The organism is Deinococcus yavapaiensis KR-236 (assembly GCF_003217515.1).
GTDB lineage: Bacteria > Deinococcota > Deinococci > Deinococcales > Deinococcaceae > Deinococcus_A > Deinococcus_A yavapaiensis.
The window spans coordinates 127408-152904 of record NZ_QJSX01000006.1 but is presented as its reverse complement, the minus strand read 5'-3'; the positions used below and the strand labels follow the sequence as shown (position 1 = coordinate 152904).

Here is a 25497-nt window from a genome sequence, read left to right as displayed (position 1 = left end):
CGCTAACAGGGGAGCCATGGGCTCCCCCTCCTGGTTTTTGGCTACAGTGCGGCGATGACGACGAACGCCGACAAAGTCCGAGCATTCCACGAGGCGATCGGCGCGGCCTTTCCCGATCGCCCGAGCTTTCCCTCGCCCGAACTCCTGAGCTTGCGCCGCACCCTCATTCGAGAGGAGTACGAGGAAGTCATGGAGGCGATGGACTCGCTTTCGGACGACTTGGCGCCGCTCGCTCAAGAACTCGCGGATCTGCTCTACGTCACGTACGGCGCGATGCTCGCCTTGGGATTGGACGCGAACGCGGTGTTCGCCGAAGTGCACCGAGCGAACATGGAGAAGACCAAAGGCCCGAAGCGCGCCGACGGCAAGCAGCTCAAACCCGAAGGCTGGCGGCCCGCCGACGTGCGCGGCGTGTTGAAGCGGCTTGGCGCGAACAATTCAACGTAGGAAGTCGCGCGCGATCTCGTTGAATTCGCTCGATGACTCGTCGTTCGGGATGGCGCGGCCCGCGAGGACGTCGACTTGCACGTCTGGACGCAGGCGTACGAAGGCCGCCGCGCCCGACGCGGGCGTGTTTACGTCGTCACTGCCCCACACGATGCGCGACGGAATCCCCGTCGTCTTCGGCCACGACTCGGTGACGTTCGCGTTGAGAAGTTGCGAGATGAACGAGAAGACCGGGAATTCCTTGTCCGCCGACGCGAGGTTGTCGACGTACACCTTGGTGATGTCGGGCGTGACCAGGCTACGGTCGAGGTACACCTGTTCCGACAAGAAGAAGTTCACGCCCGGTTCGCCCCGCAAAAACGTCGAGATCACCCCACCGAGCGGCGTGCGCGTGAGGGCCGAGTAGAACCCCGGATTCGGCGGGGCGATCAAGCGCTCCAAGCCCGTCGGGGAGACGAGCAGCAGCTTCGTGACGAGGTTCGGCGAGCTCGCCGCGATGTCGATGACGTACGCGCCCGCGAGGCTCGACGCGACGACCGCCGTGGGCGCCCCGACGACGTCGGCGAGGAAGTCGCGAACGGCGTTCGTGTACAGCTCGCCCGTGTACGCCTTGGCCTCGGCCGGACTGCGCCCGAAGCCGGGCAAGTCGAGGACGAACAAGCGATGCTCTTGAGCGAGCGCGGCGGTGTTGAGGCGCCACTGAAAGCCCGAGTTCCCTCCCCCGATGCCATGCACGAGGACGACGGGCGTGCCCGCGCCGCCCGTCTCGTAGTAGACCTGCTCTCCCCCGACGGTGACGTAAGCGCTCGCGGTCATGCCGGGCAGCCGCGGCGGAGAAACGGGCTGAGTCGCGAGGGGCGCCCTCGGCGCGCACGAGGCGAACAGCAAGGCGGGCAGCAACGCGAGAAATCGCTTCATGATCGGAGCATCTCCCCGAGCGAAGCCTCGAACCGTCAAAAGCCTTACCGCTCGGCCACGCGCCGCCGAGCGCGCGAAATCACACGTTGAACAACACGTTCATGATGTCGCCGTCCTGCATGACGTACTCTTTGCCTTCCGTCCGCACCCAGCCTTTGCTCTTGGCGTTCGCCCAGCTTGCCGCCTCGACCATCTTGTCCCACTGAATGACTTCCGCGCGGATGAAGCCACGTTCGAAGTCCGAGTGGATGGTGCCCGCCGCCTGAGGCGCCTTCGTGCCTTCGCGAATCGTCCACGCGCGCACTTCCTTCTCGCCCGAGGTGATGAAGGTGATGAGCCCCAGCGTCTTGTAGCCGACGTGAATGAGCTTGTTGAGGCCTGGCTCGTCGATGCCGAGATCGGCGAGAAACGCGCGCGCTTCCTCTTCGGGCATCTCCGCGAGTTCGCCTTCGATCTGCGCGGAGATCTTGACGACCTCCGCTTCCTCGGACGCGGCGAAGTCACGCACCGTCTTCACCATGTCGTTGTCTTCGAGCAGATCGTCCTCGGCGACGTTCGCGACGTAGATGACGGGCTTGATGGTGAGGAGGCCGAAGTCCTTCGGAATGGGCGCGTCGTACGTTGCGGCGCGGGCGGGCTTGCCTTCCTCCAGCACGGCGAGCACCTGCTGCGCGAGGGCGAGCAGCTCCGAGTCCTCCTTGTTTCCTTTGGCGCTACGCTTGAGGCGGTCCACGCGGCGCTCCATCGTGCCGAGGTCGGCGAGGACGAGTTCGGTGTTGATCGTGTCGATGTCCGACAGGGGATCGACGCTTCCGGCGACGTGAACGACGTTCGGGTCCTCGAAGCAACGCACGACGTGCGCGATGGCGTCCACCTCGCGGATGTTCGCGAGGAACTGGTTGCCGAGCCCTTCTCCTTTCGAAGCGCCCTTCACGAGCCCGGCGATGTCCACGAATTCGACGTACGTCGGAATGACGGGCGGAACGCGGTCACCTTTCGTGAAGATGTCGCGCAGCGCGATGAGGCGCTCGTCAGGCACGGTGACCCGCCCGGTGTTGGGCTCGATCGTCGCGAAGGGGTAGTTGGCGGCGAGCGCGCCGGCGCGCGTGATGGCGTTGAAGAGGGTGGACTTCCCGACGTTGGGCAAACCGACGATTCCGATTCCAAGGGCACACATGGTGACGACTCCTTCTGCCCACTCGGGGCAATCTTGGAAAGGATACAGGATGACGGGTTTCCCGATTTACCTTCGCGCGGACAGGGCGCACGACGGCGATGTGAAAGCGAGGCGCAGGAGGACGAGCGGGCGTGAAGGAAAGGGACGGGCGCGGCCGTTGAACTCCGGTCCGTACGGCTGATCGCCGCTCCTTCGCTTGAAACGTCGTCTGTGTATGCTGAAAGCCGATCTCAATTCAACGCGCTCCCCGCTCATCCCGACGCACGTCCCCACGAGTTCGAAGGAGACCGCATGACCGCACCCCAACCTGTCCCGACTTGGGATTCGTACGCCGATCGCTACGCTGCGCTCGACGCCGAACTCCTCACCGCCGACACCGCCCAGGCGTGGCTACGTCGTTGGAGTGATCTCGACGAGGATCTCCTCGAAGCCCAGGTACGCCTAGAATTCACGTCCGACCGCGACACCTCCTCGCAAGAAAAGCGCGACGCCCTCACCGCGTTTTTGCGTGACGTCCTCCCCAAGGCGCAAGTCGCGCAGCACCAATTGCAACGCCGCCTGCTCGACCTGCCCGAGGACGCCCTGCCGAGCGAGTTGCACCAGATGCGCCGCCGTCTACGCAACCAAGCCGACGTGTTCCACGCGCAGAACGTCGACCTGAACGCCGAAACGAACACCCTCGCCAACACCTTCAACCGCATCTCCGGCGCGCGCACCATCGACGTGGACGGTCAGGAGGTGACGTTCGCGCAAGCCGGGCGCCTGCTGCAAAGCTCGGACCGCGACGTTCGAGAGCGCACGTGGCGAGCTATGCAAACGCGCGCCCTGCAAGACCGTGACACCCTCAACACCTTGATGCTCGACTTGCTCGCCCGTCGCCACCGCCTCGCGTCGCAGGCGGGCATGCCGAACTACCTGGCGTTGCATTGGTTGGAGCTCAACCGCCTCGACTACACTCCCGACGACGCCCGGGCGTTTCACGCGGCCATCGAAGCGGAAGTCGTGCCGCTCGCCGCCGAATTGCGTGAAGTACGTCGAGCCGCGCTCGGCGTGGAATCGTTGCGACCGTGGGATTTGCAAGTGGACGTGCATGGCTTCCCGCCTCCCTTCGAGGATGCAAACGCCTTGGTGGACGCCGCCGAACGAGTGCTGCAAGCGGTGCACCCGAGGTACGGCGAACGCTTCCGGCACCTGCGGAATCGTCCGGCCGCCGACCCGTGGTTGGACGTGGAGGCGCGACCGGGCAAGGCGGGCGGCGCGTACTGCGCGCCCTTGCCCGTGTCACGCGGCTCGGTGATCTTGCAAAGCGCGACGGGCACGCACCTCGACCTGACCGTGCTGCTGCACGAAGCGGGGCACGCCATGCACGGAGCGGCGTTACTCGAGGAAGGCCACCTGCAGTTCAACACCTGGGTGGGATCGGAGTTCGGCGAGGTGCCGTCGCAAGCCATGGAGTTGCTGGCCTTGGCGCACCTCGAGTCGGCCGCCGGATACTCGAAGAAACGCGCGAACGCGGCCGTCGCGAAGCAATTCGAGGACATCGTGTACACCTTGCCTCGCCTCGCGCTGAATGACGCGTGGCAACACTGGCTGTACACCGAAGCGCCCGGGGACGTGACGGGCGAGGACTTGGAAGCGAAGTACCTGGAACTCGCCGAGCGCTTCGAACCCGACTTGGACTGGTCCGGATTCGAAGCGGAACGCGCGGGCGGGTGGCGACTTCCACCGCACGCGTTCATCTACCCGTTGTACGTGCTGGATTACGCGTACGCGTGGTTGGGCGCGTTGGACGTGTGGCAGCGCTCGTTGGACGACCCAGCGGGCGCCGTGGAAGCGTACGAGGCGGCGCTTCGCTTGGGCGGGTCGCGGTCCTTGCCGCAGATGTTCGAGGCGGTCGGGTCGCGCTTCTCGGGAGACCGTAAGCAAGTCGGCGCGTTGATGGCGCGGGTGCGCGAGGTCTTGCAAATGGGCGAACGGCGCGCATCCGCTTGAGGAGCGCCCGTTCGCGTGTCCATGGCGTTGGCTGCGGATCGGCGTGGAGTGATCGGACAGGCGTTGGAAGACGCCGTCAAAGATATCCAGCCGCACAGACCCCAGCCTGGCCAACTTGAAAAGGTCGCGTCCGCGAAGCATGACGCTTCGCGAACACGATCAACGGGAATCAGTTGGCGCTCTTGTACGCCTTGACGAACTCGTCGATGATGGTCTTGCCTTGCGTCAGCAGGAAGTCGGCGAGACCGACGTTGTCCGTCAGGACGCCGTAATACGAGTTCGACCAGATCGTGACGGGGAGACGGTACTTGTCCTTCGCGTCGAGGCTAGCGTACGCGCCGTCGTCCTCGACAGAGAGTTCGCCGTACCAGGCGCGCGGCGTGCCGGTCGTAGCGCCGAAGTCGAGGTTGACGATGAAGTCCACGCAGTCCTTCGTGCCGTTTTCGAGAAAGTCGATCTTTTCGGCCTTCATGCGGTTCACGAAGTAGTCGTAGAGACCTTGCGCGAGCGTTTGTGACGTCGCGCCGAGCGCGCCAATGCCGGCCGTGAAGGACGCGTCGTCGATGCACACCTTCACTCCGCGAAGGTTGTCGTTCTCGTTGACGTTTTGTGCCATGGCGAACGAGGCGAGGGCACAGCTCAGCACACTGATCAAGAACCGTTTCATAGTTGTCTCCCTGGTGAGCAGGCACCCACGAGGACAGCTTAACAGTTCTCACCCTGTCGAACTTGCGCGTCCTCCACGACGCGCGAAATGGAATTCACGTCGAGCGCTTCCCAGCCCTGCTTCTGTCCTCATGCCTTGCCACGCGTGCCGGTCGGGATGCCGTCCGTTCCCGCCGCGCGGAGTTGGTCGTTCACGACTGCTGCGTCCGATTTGACTCGAACTCACCCTCCACACGAGCGCTCACCTCCTCGACGAACCGCACGACCTCCTCGAAGCGATCCTGACTCGGCGACCTCGTGCCTTCCTCGTCGTGCCGGGCGAGCGCCCACACGATCAAGGTCGACCAGTTCGGGAGCCGCTCGCTCGCCCATAGGGCCGCGCGCCGCTTCGACACCTGCTCTCCGCTCGTCGCGGTGTACAGCGCTCGGCACAGCGTGAGCACCGCGTACGCCTGACCGTCCGAGCCGCCCGTGTCGTACACCCAGGACGTCCATTTTCGAGCATGCTCCCGAACGACCCCCCGGAACTCGGCTCGATCTGTGGAATCGCGTGCTCGGGAGGCGGGCCGTACAGGGCGACGCCATGTCGAGCGAGGTACCAGCCCAGCAGGTAGTGGCGGGTGGCTTCGACGATGTGAATGGGCTCGCCGGGACTGATCCTGATCCTGGAACGCGCCGACGAGCGGAACGACGCCAACGCCTCGCGGGATACGTACGCGACCTCGATCCGGTCGCGCCAAGCGGGCTCATCGGCGTCGATCCGGCCGTGCAGGGCGTGCAGGCGGGCGAGGTCGTGCTCGGTGGGGTCATGCGTCACGACGGCGAGCAGATCGAGGTCGCTGCGGGCAGGATTGAAGTCGCCGGTGACCGGCGAGCCGTAGAGGCACAGCCCGATCAAGTCACCCGAAAGGGCCTCGGGAAGGTCGTGAGCGAGGCGGTCGAGGACTCGCTTCACTTCGACGCCGAGAACCCCGTCCGGAATCATGACGCGAGGATACGGGATGAGGTCGAGTCGCTCGGGAACCGGCGAGTCGGCCACCTACTCAGCCTGATGCGGCTCGGCAGGAGGAAGAAGACCGCTTCTTACACGAGGCCGCGCACATCGGCTCCCTCCTTCAACTTCCGCAAATCCCACAAGTTCCACAAGCCCACGTTGTTCGCCAGCGCCAACGCCTGCGCCGCCTTCGTGTACCCCGGTCCGCTCGTCACCACCAACGCGTGAGACGCCTTGTACATCGCCTTGGCCGCGACCACCTCCTGCACCGCCTTATTCCCGACCGCGTTCTTGTGCTGCTTCACTTGCACCACGTACCGCACGCCCTGCGGACTCTGGGCGATGACGTCCGCGCCTTGGTCGCCGCTGCCCTTGGTCGCGCGAGCTTTCCAACCACGCGCCATGAACGCCGCCGCGACGTAAGCTTCGAATTCATACGGACTGAGCGCTTGCACTTCCCGGTCCAACAAACGCATGGCGCGCGCTTTCGGACCGTAGTGACTCCAAGCGGCGTACGCGATGAGGCCTTCTCCTATCACCATCAGCAGGCCCATCAAAAGGTGCCCTTGGGAAAAGAGAAAGAATGGGAAGCTGACAGCGGCGATCAGCAGTGCGAGGAAGGGAGAGTCCGCGTCTTGTTTTGCGCGTCGTTTTCGTGATGATGCCATCACCTCGGTTGTACCAAGAATCGCTGCTGCGCGCCGAGTAATTGTTGGCTTTTCGACGTCGTAAGGCGGCGCGTTCTACACGGGCGGCGAACTCGTCAAAGGACGCGCGTGCATTAAATGCCTTGCTCGTGTTATTACTCTTGGTGGAGGAGTTCATGTCATTTCGGAAACTCAGCGATCAAATCCAGCAACTGAACAACCCGCAGCGGAGCGATACGTTCGTCAAATCCTTTCGTGAAGCCGTCCGCACCGGCATGTTCGACGCCATCTATCTCCCGGAGCGCTTCACCCTTCCAAAGCAGTTCTCGAAGCGTGGCAGTGAAGAAACGTACGGGAAGGAAGTCAAAGACATGGTCTTCGAAGTCACGCCGGACTTCGAAGCGTGGTTCGACAACATCAACAACGAGCTCAGCACCCGTCAACGCGCGAAGAACATCAAGCCGAGCCTCGAAGCCATCGCCAATGGGCAACTCGACTTCAAAACGCTGGCCGAGCAAACTCGTCAGAAGATGAACGCGAGCTTCGAGAAAGGTCAGAACCTCGGTAACAGTCGCGCGAAAAAGACGCAGCGAGGAAAGACAAGGCAAACCGCCAAGACCGCAAGATGACCAGGGGCCCTCCGAGTGAGGGCCTCTTCTTTGACGAAACCCACCTCGGTTCGTTTCCTCAGTGCTTCGCGGCACGCCCCAGGGCCGACACCTTGATGTGGTCGCGGACCGCTCCTGTTGGTGACAGTAAAGGGACTTTAAGTGAAGCTAAGTGCCCCGGGTGCTCAAGTTAAAGAAGGTTCACCCACTTGGTAGTCCCGACTTCCCTTTCACTCCTACCTTTAAGCCAAGAAGAACGCGATGGTACAAGACCACGCGTGTCAACTGCGGTTGTTCGAAACTTGCCACGACAGCAGGCGCCGTTCGCGCTGCCCCCCTCATCAAGCCCGCAGGTGCCCACTTGCCGTGAGGATTTATGGCCGAACGCATTCTCGTCATCGAAGACGACCCGGATATCCAACATCTTCTCGACTTGACTCTTCGAGACGAAGGCTACGAGACAGTCACGGCGACGACGGCCTGGGAAGGCTTGAGCATCGCGCGCTCCACTCGTCTCGACTTGGCGATGGTCGATCTCAACTTGCCGGACATGAACGGCAGCGTGGTCACGAAAAAGTTACGCAACGACCACTGCCATTTGCCCATCGTGATCCTCACCGCCCTCGACGCCATCGAGCACAAGGTGCATCTGATGGACCTCGGCGCGAACGACTTCATCGTGAAGCCCTTCAACTCCGATGAGCTACTGGCCCGTCTCCACGTGCAATTTCGTCAAAAGTCCGAGGGCACCCTGCGGGTCGGCGTGCTCGAGGTGAACTTCAGGACCGGGCTTGCCACGTGGGCCGGAAGAAAGCTGGAGTTGAGCGGCAAAGAATTCGAGTTGCTCGGATACTTGGCGCGTCACCCCGGGAGGGTGTTTCGAATGGAGGAATTGTACGGGTCGTTGTGGATGGAAGAGGAGCCCTCGGAGAGCTTGCTGCGGGTGCACATGTTCAACTTGCGCCGAAAACTCGAGACTGCTGGCGTCGTCGGCGTGATTCGTACGGTTCGCGGACTCGGGTACGGACTGGTCTTACCCTCGTAACGCTCTCGGCCATATCCGCGATCCACATCTGCTGACAGGGGGGTCCAGGATTTCGGAGGTGCCGGGGTGGGGGAAGAAGTGCCTCGCTCATGCGGCGAGTCCGGGGAGGCGTGAAGTTGCTTGACATGCTCCTGCGGCAACGCGACGCCGTGGGTTACGCTGACGTCATGCCTCACAATCCGACTCGGGAGGGGACGTGATGTTCGGCACGTCAGCTCAACTCGAAAAGGACCGATTGGACACCTTGATCGACGGGGTGTTCGCGATCGTCCTCACACTGCTCGTCCTGGAAGTGAAGCTCCCAGAGGACGTGATGAGTGCCGCCGTACCGCAAGAGCTCATTCGCTTGATTCCACGACTCGCCGTGTACGCCGTGACGTTCATAACGACGGCCCTCTTATGGGCGACGCACTACTACTACGCGTCCCTTGTGGAAGGCACGGACTTCTGGCACATCACCCTGAACTTGCTGACACTCCTTTTCGTGTCCCTTCTGCCGTTCTCCGCGAGTGTCATGGGGGCTCATCCGGATTCACCTTGGGGAGTCGCCGTTGGATTTTTGAATTTCGCGTTGGTGGGACTTGCCCTGACCTTCAACTGGATGCATTGCATTCGCCGTCGCCGCTTGGTGAAGCGCGCGGCGAGCCCGCAGTTGCTGAGGTCGATGCTGTTGGTCGCCTGGGTGTACTGCGTCTTCGCGTTTGGCGATGCCGCGTTGGCGCTGTGGTCTCCGGTGTTGGCGATCGAGTTGCTGGGCGCGTGGTTGGTGGTGGGATTCGTGGTGCTCGCCTTGCTGCAGCCGCACGTGTTCGCGGCGGCACGCGCTCCGCAAGAGCATGAGTCGAATGACATGAACTTACGCCACGACGTGGCGTAAGGCCTGCTGGAGTAAGCAAGGACGCTCGCCGTGCCTTCCACACGGCGAGCGTCCTTGAAGCCCCCATCCATCGGGCGGTGACGCCGCCGTGCTTCACGTACCAGTTCAGGAAGCGGATGAAGCCCGTCGACTTCGCGACCTTGCGAGGTTGTACGGACAGGACGTGGGTGACATCCGAGCAGTTCGAGACGGTGAACTTGCACGTTCGTCATAAGGTGTGACGCGCTCGCTGGAGTCGCCAAACCTTGAGCGTGAGGCGAATGCCTGCAAGTTCGACGCGTACGTTTGTATAGTGATGCATGCCTCGAATGAAGTGGTGGATGATCGGTATCGCGGCGCTCGTAGGATGCGCACCCGCACCTTCAGGACCGCCACTTCTCGCGGTCTCCACGCAAGTGGCCAGCGCCCCGAGCGTCGCGTGTGCCACGGCGCGCATCGGCGAAGACGGAGAACTTCGGTGGCAGGGCGGGCCAGGGCAAGAAGACATCTTGCGTGACGCGTACACCCTTTCATGCGAAGGGTTGTTCGTGAGCTTGCGTGACAGCACGTTGTACGTCAAAGCGGGATCTCTCGCGCGGGCGATGGCCCTTTTCGACGAGGACGCGTTCCTGGGGTCTTACTTCGCGGACCTCAGCTTACGGCTCGACACGCCCGGCGAGTTGAGCGTGGACGATCCGGATTCCACGCCCGAGGCGCTCGCGGAGAAAGTGAATGACGTCGTCGTGACGGTCGTGCAACCGAACGGTGAACGGCAAGTGCTGCTCAGCCGGTCCACGGCGGCTCGAATCACGTACGACCCGTCCAAACCCGTCGACGTGTACTTCAGTGCCCAGCAATCTCCGCTGGCGTGGGAACGCCTGACCTTGAATGCCGCAGAAGGAAGTATCACGGCGTTCCGTGTGGCCGCTCCGCCGCGATGAGCGGCCGTCAGCGCGACCGACTCCTACATCCATACTCGAGGTGTCGTTCGTGTAGCGAGGTAGCTCGAGCGCAATGCTGTTTTTCGCACTTTGGGCGATAGCGTTCATGCCGCCTGCCAATAGAAACGCCTCTCTTTGGAGAGGCGTTTCTATTGATGAGACTCTTCGATCGAATTCGAGAGAGTGCTGCGTCCTTACTTTACGATGGGCAGACGGCTCAGGGCTTGCTTCGCCAAGCTCATCGCCACATCCTGACGAGCCTTGAAGCTGGCATCCACCTTCCCGACATTCACCGCCATCAGCATTCGCCCACGAATGACCCGAATACTGACGGTCTCGCCTTGCTGAGAGACGAACGCGGCGTCACCCAATCCTTTGAGCTTGGCGATATTCGTCAGTTTCCCCTCGCGGGCCCGGTCCATATCGGCCGCGAGGGCCAAGCGGGCCGTACCGGCCGAATCGAAGAATGCCGTTTCGATCAAGGCGCGGACCTGCTCCAAGTTCGGTGCGCCTGGAGCGGTAGGCGAAGGGACGCGGTAGGAGCAGCTCTTCCCACCGATTCCTTCCAGTGGTTTTTCCAGCGAGCGCCCGTCCGCGATCGGAGCGAAGGTCGACTTGACCACCGCAGGGGACATCAGCTGGCACAGGTGGAAACTGGGAGCCGTCGGGGCGGCGCTGGCGACCGGCAGGAGGCTCAGCAGCAAGGCGGCGGAAAAAAAGCGAGTGTGGCAGACGGGGGAAAGGATGTGCATGGGTAGACCGTACCGGCTTGGAGATGGCTACGGAATGTTGTAGGAATTCGAGGGCGCACAGCGTCCGTCCAGAGATCGATACGCACAAGCTGCGACAGGATGCGAGCGTCCTCGTGCGGTGTGGTCGCTCGCGGCGCGGCACACGAGAGGGTGGTCGGCGCGCGGTCACATTGTCCGTTCGCCTGTACGGGAGCGCGCGCCGCTTCGCCGTGCAAAGGGATATCTGCCATGCCGAATTGCAACGGTGCGTACGACAACGAACGCTAGATTGAGTGGATGAAGCACTGGTGTTTCCTTGTCATGCTTCTCTGTGCCGTCGTCCTGCTCGGCTGCGCTCCTTCGGCGACCGTCGCTTCCCAATCACCGTTGCAGGCGACGCCACTTCAAGGAGGGCAAACGTGGTCCGTCGAGGGCACGTTTCAAAGCCAGGTGGTCAAGATGAGCGTTTCGCTCGATGGCTTGGGCTCGTACGTCTTTCCTCAACCGAACGGCGAAGAGCCCTACAGCAACCTCGACAACGTGAGGTATCGAGAGCTTTTCAAGGATGAGGCAGGACGTTTCACGCCTCATCCTTATGTGGGGTTCGATCCCTCGCAGCGCGTGATTCGATTCATGTGGGCATGGCCGACGGTTCGCGCACCGGGAAGTGGGTTCAGGATGACGGAGCGGTTCGAGTGTCGCATCACGCAGTACGTCTCGACGGACAAGCGACTGGCGGGAACTCTTCGCTTGCACGTGCCGAAGATCCTTCCGTCGGGAGAGGTGGCGCGAGACACGTGGACGGCTTCCGGACGCTGGGTCGATGGAGGCGCCTGGCAGGACGTAGGGTCGTGCACGGCGACCGTGAGCGGCTGAACGCGGTGAACGCGGCTGCTTGTTCTCGCACCCTCATTCTCGGCAATCTCGAGGGGCGTGGAGGTGGCCGGAGGGTGCCGGGACGCTGCTCGGCCACCGAGTTTTTCACGATCCGCCTCTTCACACGTTGCTAATATCCGCCGGTATGTCGCGTCCTTTCCTCTTGCTTCGCCTCGTCTTTCCTTCCCTCGTCGCCCTGGCCGGAATGGTTCAGGGAACGACCCTCGCCGCACCCAACCACTTGGACGTGTTCCTACAACCAATGCAACTCTGGAAGATCACCGCGACGCCCGCCGAGGGCAAGCCGATGACGTACACGATCGAAATTGCAAAGACGCCCATGCGGCAGACGGACACCTACGTGGCGTACAACCACGCGAATGGGAGAGTCGAGTCCAAGGTGAAGGATGAAGAGGGCGACCTCGTTCCCTTCACCGAAATGTGGAGCGCTCGGTACGACGTGAAGACGGAGTACCCGGAGTGGTTGGAGTTCGACTACAAGACCATTTATATGTACTTCGACATCAAGATGTACGTTTGCGGCATCAACGATCCCAGCGCACAGAAGAACACCGAGAAGCTCAACGGGTACTTCACGGATGACGCGGATCTCCTGGAGGCGTACATCAAGACTGGGGCGACGAACGGCATGGGCACCTGCACGGCGGAACGCGTCAAGTAGCCCGTCGTGTCGAGAAGAGAGCCCAAAAGTGGGCTCTCTTCTTTTGCTGCCCTCAAGTGAACGCGCACCCCTTGAAGTTGGAAATTCTGCTTTCACGGTCGCGTATCGTCGGCGTGATTCAAAATGCAAGGTGGAGGATCAAGCCATGAACGATGCACCCGATCGGAAGTTATGGGGAGCTGCCGAGGCGTACGAAAGCTACATGGGGCGCTGGAGTCGATTGATCGCTTCGCACTTCCTCCTCTGGCTGGATGCCGAAGCGCACGGTCGTTGGGTGGATCTCGGGTGCGGCACCGGAGCCTTGAGCCGTCAAGTCATGCAGACGTGCCGTCCGAGTTCCTTGCTCGGCCTCGACTTGTCCGAAGCGTTCCTGCAAGCAGCGAAGCATTCCGTTCCCGAAGCCGAGTTCATGCTGGCCGACGCGACCGATACCGGATTGCCGAACGCCGAGTTCGACTACGCGGTCAGCGGGCTCGTCCTCAACTTCACCCGAGATCCTCGGGCCACCTTGCGCGAAATGGTCCGCCTCGTTCGCCCCGGAGGTCGTGTGGCGCTGTACGTGTGGGACTACGCGGGCCACATGCAGATCATGCGGTCCTTCTTCGATGTGGCGCGCGCCATCGATTCGGGCGCCGCCGCGTTCGACGACGGCATCAACGCTCCGATTTGCCGTCCCGGCCCTTTGCGAAGGGCGCTCGAGGAAGCGGGCGCGGTGGACGTGGAGGTGACGGCCGTGGACATTCCGGCGGCCTTTCCCGATTTCGATGCGTACTGGTCACCGTTTCTTGGTGGCACCGGGTCCGCGCCAAAGTACGTGGCGGGGTTGAGCGATGACGTGCGCAATCGCATTCGTGATGCCGTTCAGGCGGCGCTCCCGACCGGTCCGGACGGTGAGATCCTGCTGGCGGTTCGTGCGTGGGCCGTCAAAGGCACGGTTGCCGAGTGAGACGTCGAGGACGGGGCAGGAGGTGGCTTCGGGGTACGCCGAAGCCCTGTCCCAAGACTGAAGGTGATGCTCCACCGTCTTATACGAAGCCGTTGGAAGCGCGGGCCGCGCGGATGTTGTGCCGCCGAGCGAGCCGGTAGGTTGTCCACGTCGTGCCGCTGCTCGCGGGGAACGCGTCACGCGCCGCCCGTCGAGGAAAGGCCGAGCGGGAAGTTCCGCGCGGGAAGTTCGTAGAACGCGACGTCGCGCTCGTAGTACTGCCGGAGGCCTTCGTTCACGAATCCGAGTTTCTCCAGCACTCGCCTCGACGGGGTGTTCTCCGGGTACGTGACCGCGACCACGCGCTCGAGACGTCCCTCCCCGAACGCCCACTTCAGGGCCGCCCACGCCGCCTCGGTCGCGAATCCCCGGCCCCAGGCCGAACGGTCGAGCAGGTACGCGAGTTCGATGTCACTCGTCCCATCGAGAGGAAAGAATCCGCACCAGCCCATCAGCCGAGCGTCCGGCCTTTCCTCGACGGCCCACACGCCCAGCCCCCGCTCGACCCACAGGTCCTGGAAGAAGCGGAGGGTGCGAGCGGTCTGCTCCTCGTTCAACGGTCGTCCCGTTCGACCGATGAAGCGCATCACGTCCGGATCGCGGGTGATGCGAGCGAGGGCCGCGAGGTCCGACGCTTCGAACGGCCGCAACCGCAGCCGCGCTGTCGACAGTGAAGTCATGGCGGTCGTCATACCGAAGGGCGGTCGGAAAAGCAAGCGTGTGCAGTTTCCTTCAGAGGCGCGACCCGTCGCCCCTGCCTTGCCGGGGAACGTCAGGTGAAGGTGTGAACGACGAAGTGGAAGCGACGTCCTCGATCGTGACGCGGCTCGACTGCGCACCTTCCAGGCGTGAAGGACCGCCTTCTCCCCTGCCCGCCCCTCGACACGAGGGGGCGTGGATGTGTAACGTGAGGAGGTGCCCCGCCGGCCGCGCCTCGCCTTCGCGCACCCTCTCGACGTGCGCGACGCGCACACGTGGTCCGGCACGCCACGCTCCCTGCTGCGAGCCCTCGAAACGTACGACGTCGAAGTCATTCCCATCAGTCCCCTCGTCATGGACGTCGGGGATCACGAGCGCCGGCAGCACGCCAGGTACGCCCGGGTGGCGCAGCACTACCACCTCGACAGCACGCCCCGTGCCACCGAAGGGTACGCCCGGCAGGTCGAGCGAGCCTTGCGCGACGTCCGACCGGACGCCCTGCTGTGCGTCACTCCCCTGGTCCTCGCGAACTTGGACACTCGAATTCCGGCGTTCCTGTGGACGGACGCCACGTACGCGCTGCTTCACCAGACGTACCCGAACTTCACGAACGTGAGCGCCGAAAGCATCGCCCGCGGTTGGATGGCGGACGCGCAGGCACTGTCACGCTGCCATCAGGCGGTGTACACCAGCACGTGGGCCGCCGATTCCGCGCAGCAGGACTTCGGCGTGCCGAACGAACGGGTGAAGGTCGTGCCGTTCGGCGCCAACCTCGACCTTCCACCGGCGAGGTCCGTCGCCCTCGACCTTCTCGCGGCGCGCTCGACCCGCGAGTTGCGCCTGCTGTGGATGGGAATGCACTGGGACCGCAAGGGCGGCGACACGGCCGTGCGGACCCTCACGGTCCTCCGTGACCTTGGCGTGCCCGCCACCCTCACGATAGTCGGCGTTTCTCCCCCGGACGGCGCGAAGGACATACCTTTCGTGCGCTGGGAAGGCTTCCTCAGCAAGAACACCCCGTCGGGTCGCGCTCGACTCGACGCGCTCCTTGCGGACGCGCACGTGCTGCTGCTTCCTTCGCGCGCAGACTGCACGCCGATGGTGGTCGGCGAAGCGAACGCGTTCGCCGTGCCGGTCGTCGCCGCGAATGTCGGCGGTATGAGCAGCGTCGTCTGCGAAGGCGTGAACGGCACGCTCCTCCCTGCGGGCGTCCCGGGAGAGGCGTACGCGGAGCGCCTCGCGGTGTTGTGGACCGACCGCACGGTCCTCACGGCACTGGGTCGCACGGCGCGCGACGCGTACGACGAGGTGCTGAACTGGGGAGTGGCGACTCGGCAGTTCCTGCAACTACTCGACCGGGCGCTCGACACGACCTCCGTCAGAACTTCGATTCAGCGCGCCTGACGTCAGCCTGAGTGCGCGAAGGCCGAGAGCTTCGCTGGGGCACATCTCCCATTCGAGTCGGGGCGGTGGGGAAGCCCAACGCTTCAGGGCTCCGAGGTCCTGCAGGCCGCTGAGCTCGGTCGTGAGGGAGTTCTGGTGTTGTGACATCAGCTCGTTCGCAGGCGGGACGGTTGAAGGTGAATGTCCCCCTCGCCGTGCACCTCGTTTCCGGCGCGGGAAGGGCTGACGCGATCTCTCCTCGGCACTATGCCGGAAGCGTGCAAGGTGGTCAGGAGCATTCCGCTTGGCGGAATGCTCCTGACCACCCTTTCCTGACGCGCCGCGGGTGGGCCGTTCCTTTTGGCGTCACTTCTCAGCGGTGAACAGGGCACCGTCGAGCGAAAGGACGACCCTCAGCCCATGATCGTAGGCGCTTCGCTCGGATCGGCCTTTCGCAGGGGAAGCTCTGGAAGGAGGGCCGTGACGAGCAGGCCGAGCGCGACGATGAGCAAGCCCAGGCGGTAGATCAAGGTGATCGCGTCGGTCCAGCCGTCCTTGAAGTTGCCCTCGAAGCGGGTCACGTCAGCGAGGGCTCGCTCTTCGGCTGCCTCCAGGCCCCGCAGCGTGGGGGGTAGCGCGGCGAGGCGCGCGGCGCGCGGCGCGGTTCCGTTCGCGACGTTCGTCAGGAGGACGCGAGCTTCGTTCGGCGTGCTCGCCGAGGCGGCGAGCACGCGGGCGGCGTGCGCGTCACCGCTCCGCAAGGCGGCCGTGTAGAGGTCGCGCTGATCGGCGAAGGATTCGCGCAGATCGGCGCGTACGGCGCGGGCGTCGAAGGTGCCGCTCGCTTGGCGAGGAGAACGCTCGGCGGTCAGGGCGGGCGGAAGCTTCGAGGCGGCGGCCGTCAAGTTCGTTTGCAGGTTGCCCGCGAACACGGTTCCGAGAACGGCGAGACCGACGGTTCCACCCATCTGCTGAAAAAAGCTGACGGCGCTCGTGGCGACGCCCGTGCGCTCGGGCGGCAAGGCGTTTTGCACGGCGAGGGAGTAGAGGCTGACGACGGCGCCGAGCCCGAGGCCCACGACGATCATTTTGAGGGTCACTTCGAGTTGCGTGCTGCCGGACGTGAGGGTGAAGCCCATGATCGCGAAGCCCGCGAGCAGGATGACGAGGCTGACGAGCATGACGGGCTTGTAGCGTCCGAAGCGGGTGGTGAGAGCGCCGCCGACGATGGCGCTCGCGATGAGGCCGAAGGTGAGGGGCGTGGTGGTGAGTCCGGAGTTCGTGGCGGACAATCCGACGACGTTCACCATGAACAGCGGCAGGAACACGATGCTGGCGAGGAAGCCCGCGCCGAGGACGAAGATGGCGAGGTTCGCGACGGCGAAGGTTCGGTTTTTGAACAGCGCGAGGTCGAGCAGGGGTTCGGGCGCGCGACGCTCGGTGGCGATGAAGGCGGCGAGGCCGACGGCGAAGAGCGCGAACATCGTCAGGATCGGCCACGACGTCCAAGCGAAGGCGGTTTCGCCGGGTTGCGGATGGGTCTTGCCGAGGCTCAGGGCGAGCAGCAACGGCACGCTCGCGACGATCAGCCACAGGGCGCCCGCGTAATCGACGCGACCGCCGGCGTTGGCGTTTCGCAGCAAAGGCATGCGCGTGGCGATGAAGACGAGGGCGACGAGACCGACGGGGACGTTCACGAAGAAGACCCAGTGCCACGACCACGTGTCGGTGATCGCGCCGCCGACGAGCGGGCCGAGGACGGACGACAAGCCGAACACGCCGCCGAGCGCGCCGTTGACGCGCGCGCGTTCGGCAGGCGGGTAGAGGTCGGCGACGATGGCGAAGGCGGTGGTGAAGAGTGCGCCCGCCCCGAGGCCCTGCACGGCCCGCAGCAAGATGAGGTGCGTGGCGCTTCCGGCGAGGCCGCACAGAACGGACGCGACGAGAAAGAGCGTGAGCCCGAAGAGGATGACGGGCTTGCGGCCGTACAAGTCGCCGAGTTTGCCGTAGATGGGAACGACGACCGTACTCGTGACGAGGTAGGCGATGGTGAGCCACGTGTAGAGGCTCGGGGGAATGGCGAGGTCTCGCTGAATGGCGGGACCGGCGGTCGCGACGATCGTCTGGTCGAGCGCGCCGAGGAGGAGCGCCAGCATGATCCCGACGAGGGTGAGCAGGCGAACTTGGGGTGTCAGCGCGTCCGACGGTGACGAGTATGTCGCAGACATAACACCAGAGTGCTCTTTCGAAGAGAGCGGTGCAATACGCCGAACGGCGAGGCTCAGAAGAAGCGAGCCGAACGAAAACACGAGGAAGACGGGGGCGCTTCGACGATCTCGCGCCCTGGGTGCCATCGGCGCGACCGCCTTCAAGCCAGTGCTGTCAGAATTTCCGACTCGCAACTCCTAGGAATCGACGCCGAGCGGTCGCGCCTTTCGCTCCGTCCTCGGCGCCATCACGACGTGGGACGAGCGGCACCCGTCGGCCGACGAGGGGTCCCGAGCGTCTACCGGGCGGCGTCGAAAGGCAACTTCATGCCGAAGACGATCGAGCCGGGCTTCTCGGCGAGCCGCTCGAACCCGATGTGCTCGTAGAAGCCGACGGCCCGCGTGTTCCTCGCGCCCACCCCGAGGTGCACGCCGGGCGAGCCCGCCCTCGCCAGCGCGTCGAAGAGGGTGTGCATGAGCTTCCGTCCGTTTCCACCGCCTTGCGCCCTCGGCAGCAAGTCGATGTGCAGGTGCGAAGGGTACGCGTCGAGAAGCGCCTCGTCTCCGGCGGACCGCCCGTACAACAAGTTGATGATGCGGTCGTCGGGCGTCCAATCCTCTTTCGGCTTCGTCGGCCTCGGGTACTGCTCGCGCAGGTTCGGCCACCACTCACGCTCCAAGGTCGCCTCGAACGCGCGCGAGTCGAGCGCGCCGATGACGTAGCCCGCCACGCCGAGTTCGTCGTCGACGACGAAGGCGAACTCGGGCTGGAAGATGCCGTACGCCGCGGCGTACACGTGACCGAGCAACTTCGGATCCTCGTAGAGGCCCGAGGCGTCCTGCCCCGAATCTCCGGTGAGCAGGCAGATGTCGTAGAGCGCGTCTAGATCCCCCGGTCGGTAGGGGCGAATGCGAAACGGCATGACGCCACTGTACCCCGCCCGCTTTCGAGGTCGTTCGTGGTAGGGTCGGCGCGATGACCACGCGTTCTCCTCGGGTGTTGGGCCTCATGAGCGGCACGAGCGCCGACGGAATCGACGCGGTGCTGCTGGAGTTGCCTCGGTGGCCGAACCTCGGTGAAGGCGGCGCGCCGCCACCGCTGTCGCGAAGCGTTCCTCGCGCGCGCGTGCTCGGGCACGTGTTCACCCCGTACGCCGACGACGTGCGCTCGCTCGTCGTACGGGCGATGCGCGACGACTTGCGAACATCCGAGCTCGCGCAACTGCACTTCCTGCTCGGCGAGGAATTCGCGCGCGCCGCCTCTCCCCTGGCGGCCGACGCGGACCTCGTCGCGAGTCATGGACAGACGGTGTATCACATCCCCTCGTTGGACGAGGCTCGCGGCTGGCGCACTCGGGCCACGCTGCAACTCGGCGAGGCGGCCGTGATCGCCGCGCGGCTCGGAAAGCTCGTCGTGGCCGACTTTCGTCCGGCGGACCTCGCGCTCGGCGGGCAGGCAGCGCCGCTCGTGCCCTTCGCCGACCGCGTGCTGTACGCGCAGGCCGACGTGCGCCGCTCGCTGCACAACCTGGGCGGCATCTCGAACCTCACGTACTTGCCGAGCCTCGACGCGGCAGGCGTGCGGGCCTTCGACACGGGACCCGCCAATTGCCTTATCGACGAGGTGGCCGAGCGGACGGGGCGACGCTTCGACGACGGTGGGCGGCTCGCGGCGAGCGGCGTCGTTCACGAGGAACTCGTGCGGACGTGGCTGCGAGACCCGTACTTCGACGCGGCCCCCCCGAAGTCCACGGGACGCGAATACTGGCACTTGTCACGCTTCGACGCCCCTGGGCTTTCGCTGCCCGACCTCGCCGCGACCGTCACGGCCTTCACGGCGCGCAGCATCGCCGACGCCTACGAGCGGTTCGTGGTGCCGCTCGGACTCGACGAGGTCGTCGTGGCGGGCGGCGGGGCGCGCAACCCCGTCTTGATGGGCGCCTTGAAGACGCTCTTGTCGCCGCTTCCTGTCGCGACCTTCGAGGAGCGCGGCTGGAACTCGTCGGTGCGCGAGGCGGCGGCGTTCGCGGTGCTCGGGTACTTCGCCGCGCAAGGCTGGCCGAACGTCCTCGCGCACACGACGGGCGCTTCGCGGGCGGCCGTGGCGGGCAAGATCACGCGTCCGCCCGAGTGACTTCACAGCAGTTCGATTTCGAGGGCGCGAACGATCAAGGTGTCTTGCCGAAACGTCATCCGCAGCTTCTCTCGGTACGTCTGCCACCACCTTCGGTCCAAGTCGTCGGCCATGACCTCGTACACGACGACGTCATCGCGCACCGTCTCCTGTTCGTCTTCCTTCCACAAGCCGGACGCGGGCGAGCGCGAGTACGCCGTGAGCCCTCCGAAACGCTCGGTGAGTTCGTGCCGCACGTTTCGGTAAAGTGCCGCGTCGAAGGCGCGCCCAAGGTTGTCGGTGAGGGGCAGCAGAATTTGAACGAGATGCATGAGGTGATGATACGAGCGAGGCGCCGCATGAAGCGGCGCCTCGCCTCGCAGACGTCAGGCGAGTTGTTCCAGGATCGTCGGGTCTTGAATTTGCTTGTCGCGCGCGAAGAGCAGCACCTTCGACGTGACTTCCGCCGTCTTGGGATCGGGGTCGGCGAACGGCAGGAAGATGCGGCCTTGCTGCTGGTTGTGCACGGGCACGACGCACAGCGCACCGCCCGGCATGAGGTGCACGACGCCCGAACCGAGGTGCACGCTGTACGACGCGAGCTGACCGGCGATGAGGGCGTGCGAATGCTCCAAGCGGACGTTGTCGAGCTTCAAGAGGCGCAGCATCTCGCCCACGATCGCCGCGCGCATCTCGACGGTCGACCGGCTCGCCTCGGGGTCCACGCCGCCGACGTGCGCGACGCTCACGACGAGGTCGAGGTCGCGCATGACCTCGCTGAACAGTCGCGGCGGCACTTCCTCGAGCGGCAACACCTTGCCGCTGTCACGGTCGGCGAACACGACGGCGCCCATCGGAAGTCCCTCGACGTCGTTCGGCGTGCCGAGCGACACGAACAAGTCGAGGAACACGTTGAGCCCCTCGGCGTGGAACGTCTTGCGGATGCCTTCGTCGGGCACGCCGATCCAACCGCGCCCCTTGAGCAGCGCGAGCGATTGACGAGGCTGAACGCTGTGTCCCTCGTAGCGCAGCGAACGTGACGCGCCGCGCTCGGCGGCCGTGAGCGGATAGTACTCGCGGAAGACTTGCTTGAAGGGCTGCGCGAGCCCCGCGTCGAAGAGGCGCGTTTGCCAAGCGCGCCACTCGCCGCGCGTGAAGAGGTCGTGCGGATGCGCGAGACGCAAGGCTCGCTCGCCGATTTCCGCGTCGCCCGCGAGGGTCGTGAGGACGTCGCCGTTCCACAGTCCGAGGTCCTGCTCGTTCGCGAGCCACAGCGAGCGGCGCAGCATCGGCGCGATGACAGGGTGACGGGCGAGGTCGCGCACTTCCTTCGGCGCGAAGAGATCGCCGCGCACCATGGCGTCCTCCAACGCTTCACGCATGCGTCCGCGACTGTCGCGCAAGTCCTTGAGGGTCGCTTGCACGGCGATCACCTCAGGCGTCTTCTTCAAGGCGCTTGGAATGGCTTTGAGCGCGCGGCCGTTCTTCTCGACCTTCAGGTGTGCGAGCCCCTCGGAGTCGACCTCGACTTGCAAGGTGACGTCTTCGACGTTCGCGCTCAGCCTCCAGTCGCTGCCGCCACGCGCTTCCATCGCCCAGCCGAGTCGTCTCGGGTCGGCGTACCCGGCGGAACGCGCCAGGTTTTGCAAGCCGATCGCGGCCGCGAGGGTCTCGCTCGCCTGACGTTGCGCTCCGAACGCTTTCGCGCCGCGCTGAAAGTCGCGCAGAACGCGGTAGCGCGCCTCGACGCGCGCTTCGTCGTCGGCGGGAAGCAGGCCGAGGGCGCGCACGGAGTCTTGGTGACGCTTGTCGTGAATCGCCGAGAGCAAGTCGTCTTCGGCGACGCGGCCGAGAATCGCGCTTTGAAAGAGGCCCGCGCGTTTGTGGCCGCCACTGCTCGACGCGTACTTCGCCGAGTTCAGCAGCGTTTCGAAGTGCGCTTCGCCGAGACGCTCGTACGTCGTCTTGAACCACGCGACGTCCACCGCGCCTTCGAGCAAGTCGGCGGCGCTCAGCGGCGTTCGCTCGGCGATTTCCGCCTCCCACGCTTCGCGCACGTCTTCCGGGACGGTCCAAGCGCGGTCCTTCGTGTGCGCGTGCAACCAGTACACGCCGTCGGCGAGTCCGTCCCACCCGAGGTTCGCCGCGACGAGGTTCGCCCATTGCGGAGCGTACATCGCGAGATCCAAGAGGCGCGCCTCGGACAAGCCGTGCGCGGCGCGCAGCGCGCCGAACGTTTCGGGCGTGTCGTCGGGCGTGGGGAAGGAGACGCGCACGAGGTGACTGAACGACGCGCCTTTGCTTTGGCTGCCCCACGAGTGACCGCGCGCCAACGGCAAGTTGCCGAGCCCGGCGAGGGCCTTGAGCGCGTCGGGCGCGCCCGGCACGAAGCGCAAGGAGAGCGCGGCGGATGTCGCGGGCGTGTCGAGGTCACCTCGGGCGAGTTCGACGTCGAGGACGCGGCGACGCACGTTCTGCAAGGCCGTGTCGATCAAGGGGTGTTGGAAGACGCGCTCGTCGCGCTTGCGGCCCGAGTACCGCTCGAGGTCGGCGAAGCTTCGCGAGGAGCGCTCCTGGTCCCTGGGACCGATCAGCAAATCGTACAAGTCGTGTTCGGACGCGAGGCCGCGCTCGATGGCCGTGACGATCACGCGAATGCTCGGACGGCGGCGCGGCAAGTTGCGAAAGGCGCGGTCTTGGTACACCTCGAGATTCCACCAGCGCTCGAAGACGTCGTGCGGCCAAGCATCGAAGTCGGACGTATCGACGGGCAGGTCGGAGATGCCGTCGCGCACGTCTCGAAGCCAGCCCACGCTGTTGGTGATGGTCTTGGCGTCTCGGTCGAGGCGCGCGAGGGCCGTTTGCAAGGCGTCGAGCGACAATTCGAGGTCGAGCGCGCCCGCGAATTCCGAGTACAGGAAGTACACGATGCCGGTCAGGAGCGGTCCGTGCTGCCACTCGACGTCGGGCTTTTTCCCGAACAGCACGTGCGGGCGGTCGTCGAACGAGGGCTGCAGGGCCCAGCGCATGCGCGCGAGGTCGCCTTGGCGCGCGTCGGGACGCTCGCGCCACCAGCGGCGCCACTCGTCGGGCAAGGGCATGTGTTCGGAGCTCACCCAACGCAGGTGGCCGAGCAGCAAGGTCGTCGTGCCGTCCCACGTCATGCCCTCGATCGGCGTTTCGTGGCGATCGTGCACGAAGGCGTCGAGCGAGGCGAGCAAGTCACGTCCGCGCCGGAAGTCGGCGGCGTAGTCTCTCGGCACTTCCCGCAAGGTGGGAATCGGGGCGAGCTTGGCGGGATCGAAGGTGCCGAGGCCGTTTTCGAGGGTGGCGCTCGTCTCGGGCGTCACGAGGCGTTCGTACAACTGGGTTTCGCCGGCGTTTTTGGGCGTGAAGTCGCGAACGAGCGGCGAGACGTCGCGTCCTCGTTCCTGCAAGGCCAAAGCGAGTTGCAAGCCCGCGAGGCGTGGCTCGGTCTTCTTTGCGCTCAGCAGGCGGCCCGCGCTTGTGAGGGCGCGTTCGTCGTGCTTGAGCAGCAAGTTCAGCGCGCCGCGCCGCAAGTTCGCGCTTTTTCGAGTCAGCAGGGCTTCGAGGGCGAGGATCTCGTCGTCGGTCACGTCGAGCTTGTCGAGCACGCCGAGGGCCGCTTCGCCGACGCTGCCGACGCGGTCTTGCAGCATGGTGAGGACGGCGGCGCGCACGTCCGCGTCGAGTTCGTTCGCTTCGGCGCGCTTCTGCGCGAGTTGCAGCACTTGCGTCCTCGCCCACGTGCTCATGGCGCCGAGGTGCGGCACGAGGCGCGCGAGCGGTCGGTCGCCGAGGCGAGTCGGCAGAAGGTCGAGCGCGGCCGTCTTTGGGGGGACGGCACCCAGCCAATCGAACAGCAGCGTTTCCTTGCGCTCGGCGCTTCCCAGTTTGGCGGCGAAGCGTTCGAGCGCGTCGAAGTGCTCGGCGCGCGTGGCGTTCAGAACGAGCGCGCCGACGCGCGGATCGGGATCGTCGAGCAACCGCTCGACCGCGAAGCTCGTTTCGGGCAAGCCGACTTGCGCGAGGAAGGCCGCGCCGGTGAAGCGGCGCTCGACGTCCGGTGACTCCAGCAGGACACGCGCGTGCTCCACGGCCATTCTCACGTCCTTGTACGACAAGGCGAACAAGGCGAGGTACGCGTCTCGTACGGAGGCGTCGGTGAGGGCGCGCACGGCGGCTTCCTCGGAGTCGAGGAAGTCCGCGAAGACGCGAAGCACGCCCTTCAGAAGCTTGAGGTCCGTGACGTCGTACGCGAGGGCGAGCCACGTGCCGACGGCGCGCACGACGGACGAGAAGCGCAGCAGGTCCTCGTCGAGCACGAGGCGCAGCATCGACGCGAGGGCGGCGGGATCTCCCTCGTCGACGCTTTCGAGGATGACTTGTCGCAAGCCTTCTTGGCGTTGAGCGGCGAGCAGGAGGCTTCGCGCGAACGCGTGAGCGTCGGGCCGACGCGATGAAAGGAGGGCGCGCGTGACGTGGCGTCCCATGCGCGCGACGGGATGCTCGCTCGACGCCGTTTGCTTCAGGATCGAGAAGACGTCGTCGTCTCCCTCGTCGAGCGCGGCGGCGAGCAGGTAGCCGAGCTGGTCGCTGCCGCGGGCTTCCATGAGTCCGGCGTGCGCGGCGAACCACGAAATCGGATACGGGTAGGAGTTGGTGGCTCGCCACGTGGTGAACAACCATTGACCCGCGCGGGTGACGTGAAGAGCGTGACCGGGCGCTCGGAAGGCGCGACGAACGTAGCCTTGCTGGTAAGGGTGGCGCGTGAGGAAGGCACGGTACGCGGCGTCGGCGACTTCGGCGAAGTGCGGAAACAAGACGCGCAAAACGGCGAGGCGGTCTTCGGGCGCGAGCGCGTGCACCCCTTCGTACAAGGCGCGCACGCGCTCTTCGCGGCGCGGATCGAAGCGGAGCGTGGCGCGCGTGAACAGCTCGCGGGCTTCGTGCAGCAGTTCGCTTTGGGACGCGGGCAAGTCTTGCAGGGCGGCCTCGAAGGCGGGTTCCCAAGGCACGCTCTGTTCCTCGAGCAGCGACGGGGCCGTCATTCAACCACCTGCCAGGGGCGTGAGGCGCAGCAGCAGCAAGGTGCTGGCGTTCGTGACTTGGAGTTCCTCGTCGAGGTCTTCGAGTTGCCGCTCGTCGAGGAAGACGAAGTACAAGCCGTCTCGGAAGGCGCGAATGGCGACGTGAACGGCGTCGTCGACGGCGGCGTGCTGCGCTTGCTCTTGCCCGCCCGAGACGACCTTGCCCCGCGAAGCGCCGTCGACGAGTTGGCGTTCGCTCAGGACGTGCAGCAGCGTCTGGCGTTCTTGGCGGTCGTTGAAGCGTTCGACTTCTTGGCGCACGAGGTCTTCGAGCAGCGTTCGCAGCGTGGCGGGCGAACGCTGGACGTGAAGCGGAACCGAATCGAACACGGCCCTCGATCCGACGACTTTTCCTTCGACGATCATGAATACACCTCCAGAATAGTGTAAAGACTCACTCTTCGAAGGCAGCGTATTAT

At 64.9% G+C, this 25497-nt stretch carries 22 protein-coding genes and 1 pseudogene; 10 read left to right on the top strand and 13 right to left on the bottom strand.

Translation table 11 applies throughout. The features are described 5' to 3' along the window. Window positions 1-54 precede the first annotated feature (54 nt). Window positions 55-447: a pyrophosphohydrolase domain-containing protein gene (locus tag DES52_RS09445; RefSeq protein ID WP_110886561.1), complete on the top strand. Its 393-nt coding sequence runs from the start codon at window positions 55-57 to the stop codon at window positions 445-447. On the opposite strand, the gene DES52_RS09440 is transcribed toward DES52_RS09445, so the two are convergent. Both DES52_RS09440 and ychF read right to left on the bottom strand, forming a co-directional pair. Further along, on the bottom strand, window positions 439-1365 hold the full coding sequence (locus DES52_RS09440) for an alpha/beta fold hydrolase (RefSeq protein ID WP_110886560.1): 927 nt from the start codon (window positions 1363-1365) through the stop codon (window positions 439-441). The two genes, DES52_RS09445 and DES52_RS09440, sit on opposite strands and share 9 nt — an antisense overlap. 79 nt (window positions 1366-1444) lie before the next feature. Further along, window positions 1445-2542 (bottom strand): redox-regulated ATPase YchF, encoded by a 1098-nt coding sequence (gene ychF, locus DES52_RS09435; protein WP_110886559.1) that lies wholly within the window; start codon window positions 2540-2542, stop codon window positions 1445-1447. A gap of 291 nt (window positions 2543-2833) precedes the next feature. On the opposite strand from ychF, the gene DES52_RS09430 reads away from it, so the two are divergent. Next, window positions 2834-4534 carry a M3 family metallopeptidase gene (locus tag DES52_RS09430; protein ID WP_110886558.1) on the top strand — a complete coding sequence of 567 codons (1701 nt, stop codon included), beginning with the start codon at window positions 2834-2836 and terminating at the stop codon, window positions 4532-4534. Between the two features lie 169 nt (window positions 4535-4703). Here DES52_RS09430 and DES52_RS09425 read toward each other — a convergent pair whose 3' ends face one another. The 4 genes and pseudogenes from DES52_RS09425 to DES52_RS09415 all read right to left on the bottom strand — a co-directional run bounded on the left by DES52_RS09425 (window position 4704) and on the right by DES52_RS09415 (window position 6862). Further along, window positions 4704-5201, bottom strand: a complete 498-nt coding sequence (locus tag DES52_RS09425; RefSeq protein ID WP_110886557.1) for a hypothetical protein — start codon at window positions 5199-5201, stop codon at window positions 4704-4706. Window positions 5202-5391: 190 nt separating this feature from the next. Next, on the bottom strand, window positions 5392-5682 hold the full coding sequence (locus tag DES52_RS23430; RefSeq protein ID WP_245900867.1) for an aminoglycoside adenylyltransferase domain-containing protein: 291 nt from the start codon (window positions 5680-5682) through the stop codon (window positions 5392-5394). Between the two features lie 326 nt (window positions 5683-6008). Beyond that, a pseudogene (locus DES52_RS23710) lies at window positions 6009-6185 on the bottom strand (hypothetical protein); the annotation flags it as partial. A 98-nt stretch (window positions 6186-6283) separates the two neighbouring features. Continuing rightward, a complete protein-coding gene (locus DES52_RS09415) occupies window positions 6284-6862 on the bottom strand; it encodes a restriction endonuclease (protein ID WP_110886555.1) in 579 nt (192 codons plus the stop codon). 155 nt (window positions 6863-7017) lie between these two features. On the opposite strand from DES52_RS09415, the gene DES52_RS09410 reads away from it, so the two are divergent. The 4 genes from DES52_RS09410 to DES52_RS09395 all read left to right on the top strand — a co-directional run bounded on the left by DES52_RS09410 (window position 7018) and on the right by DES52_RS09395 (window position 10291). Then, complete coding sequence (locus DES52_RS09410) at window positions 7018-7470, top strand: hypothetical protein (protein ID WP_110886554.1); 453 nt, start codon at window positions 7018-7020, stop codon at window positions 7468-7470. A gap of 355 nt (window positions 7471-7825) precedes the next feature. Continuing rightward, window positions 7826-8494: a response regulator transcription factor gene (locus DES52_RS09405; protein ID WP_110886553.1), complete on the top strand. Its 669-nt coding sequence runs from the start codon at window positions 7826-7828 to the stop codon at window positions 8492-8494. A 199-nt stretch (window positions 8495-8693) separates the two neighbouring features. After that, entirely contained in the window at window positions 8694-9371 is a 678-nt protein-coding gene (locus DES52_RS09400) for a TMEM175 family protein (protein ID WP_110886552.1), read from the top strand. Window positions 9372-9670: 299 nt separating this feature from the next. Then, window positions 9671-10291: a hypothetical protein gene (locus tag DES52_RS09395; RefSeq protein ID WP_146237238.1), complete on the top strand. Its 621-nt coding sequence runs from the start codon at window positions 9671-9673 to the stop codon at window positions 10289-10291. A gap of 194 nt (window positions 10292-10485) precedes the next feature. Here DES52_RS09395 and DES52_RS09390 read toward each other — a convergent pair whose 3' ends face one another. Next, the gene (locus tag DES52_RS09390; protein WP_110886550.1) at window positions 10486-11043 is read right to left on the bottom strand and encodes a hypothetical protein; all 558 of its coding nucleotides are present in this window, start codon (window positions 11041-11043) and stop codon (window positions 10486-10488) included. 1000 nt (window positions 11044-12043) lie between these two features. On the opposite strand from DES52_RS09390, the gene DES52_RS09380 reads away from it, so the two are divergent. Continuing rightward, a complete protein-coding gene (locus DES52_RS09380; protein ID WP_110886548.1) occupies window positions 12044-12580 on the top strand; it encodes a hypothetical protein in 537 nt (178 codons plus the stop codon). Window positions 12581-12725: 145 nt separating this feature from the next. Further along, entirely contained in the window at window positions 12726-13526 is an 801-nt protein-coding gene (locus tag DES52_RS09375) for a class I SAM-dependent methyltransferase (RefSeq protein ID WP_110886645.1), read from the top strand. A gap of 176 nt (window positions 13527-13702) precedes the next feature. On the opposite strand, the gene DES52_RS22890 is transcribed toward DES52_RS09375, so the two are convergent. Continuing rightward, complete coding sequence (locus DES52_RS22890) at window positions 13703-14245, bottom strand: GNAT family N-acetyltransferase (protein WP_170130977.1); 543 nt, start codon at window positions 14243-14245, stop codon at window positions 13703-13705. A 235-nt stretch (window positions 14246-14480) separates the two neighbouring features. Between DES52_RS22890 and DES52_RS09365 the strand changes: the two genes are divergently transcribed. Then, window positions 14481-15668, top strand: coding sequence for a glycosyltransferase family 4 protein (locus DES52_RS09365; RefSeq protein ID WP_110886547.1), 1188 nt, complete (start codon window positions 14481-14483; stop codon window positions 15666-15668). A gap of 392 nt (window positions 15669-16060) precedes the next feature. On the opposite strand, the gene DES52_RS09360 is transcribed toward DES52_RS09365, so the two are convergent. Then, window positions 16061-17875 (bottom strand): MDR family MFS transporter, encoded by a 1815-nt coding sequence (locus tag DES52_RS09360; protein WP_110886546.1) that lies wholly within the window; start codon window positions 17873-17875, stop codon window positions 16061-16063. Window positions 17876-18153: 278 nt separating this feature from the next. Beyond that, entirely contained in the window at window positions 18154-18777 is a 624-nt protein-coding gene (locus tag DES52_RS09355; RefSeq protein ID WP_110886545.1) for a GNAT family N-acetyltransferase, read from the bottom strand. Between the two features lie 53 nt (window positions 18778-18830). On the opposite strand from DES52_RS09355, the gene DES52_RS09350 reads away from it, so the two are divergent. Then, window positions 18831-19988: an anhydro-N-acetylmuramic acid kinase gene (locus DES52_RS09350; RefSeq protein WP_245900865.1), complete on the top strand. Its 1158-nt coding sequence runs from the start codon at window positions 18831-18833 to the stop codon at window positions 19986-19988. A 2-nt stretch (window positions 19989-19990) separates the two neighbouring features. On the opposite strand, the gene DES52_RS09345 is transcribed toward DES52_RS09350, so the two are convergent. The 3 genes from DES52_RS09345 to DES52_RS23425 are packed head-to-tail and all read right to left on the bottom strand — an operon-like array spanning window position 19991 to window position 25444. Beyond that, window positions 19991-20299, bottom strand: coding sequence for a hypothetical protein (locus tag DES52_RS09345; protein ID WP_110886544.1), 309 nt, complete (start codon window positions 20297-20299; stop codon window positions 19991-19993). A 54-nt stretch (window positions 20300-20353) separates the two neighbouring features. Next, window positions 20354-25039 (bottom strand): DUF4132 domain-containing protein, encoded by a 4686-nt coding sequence (locus DES52_RS09340; RefSeq protein ID WP_110886543.1) that lies wholly within the window; start codon window positions 25037-25039, stop codon window positions 20354-20356. After that, the gene (locus tag DES52_RS23425) at window positions 25040-25444 is read right to left on the bottom strand and encodes a hypothetical protein (protein WP_110886542.1); all 405 of its coding nucleotides are present in this window, start codon (window positions 25442-25444) and stop codon (window positions 25040-25042) included. Between the last annotated feature and the right edge of the window lie 53 nt (window positions 25445-25497).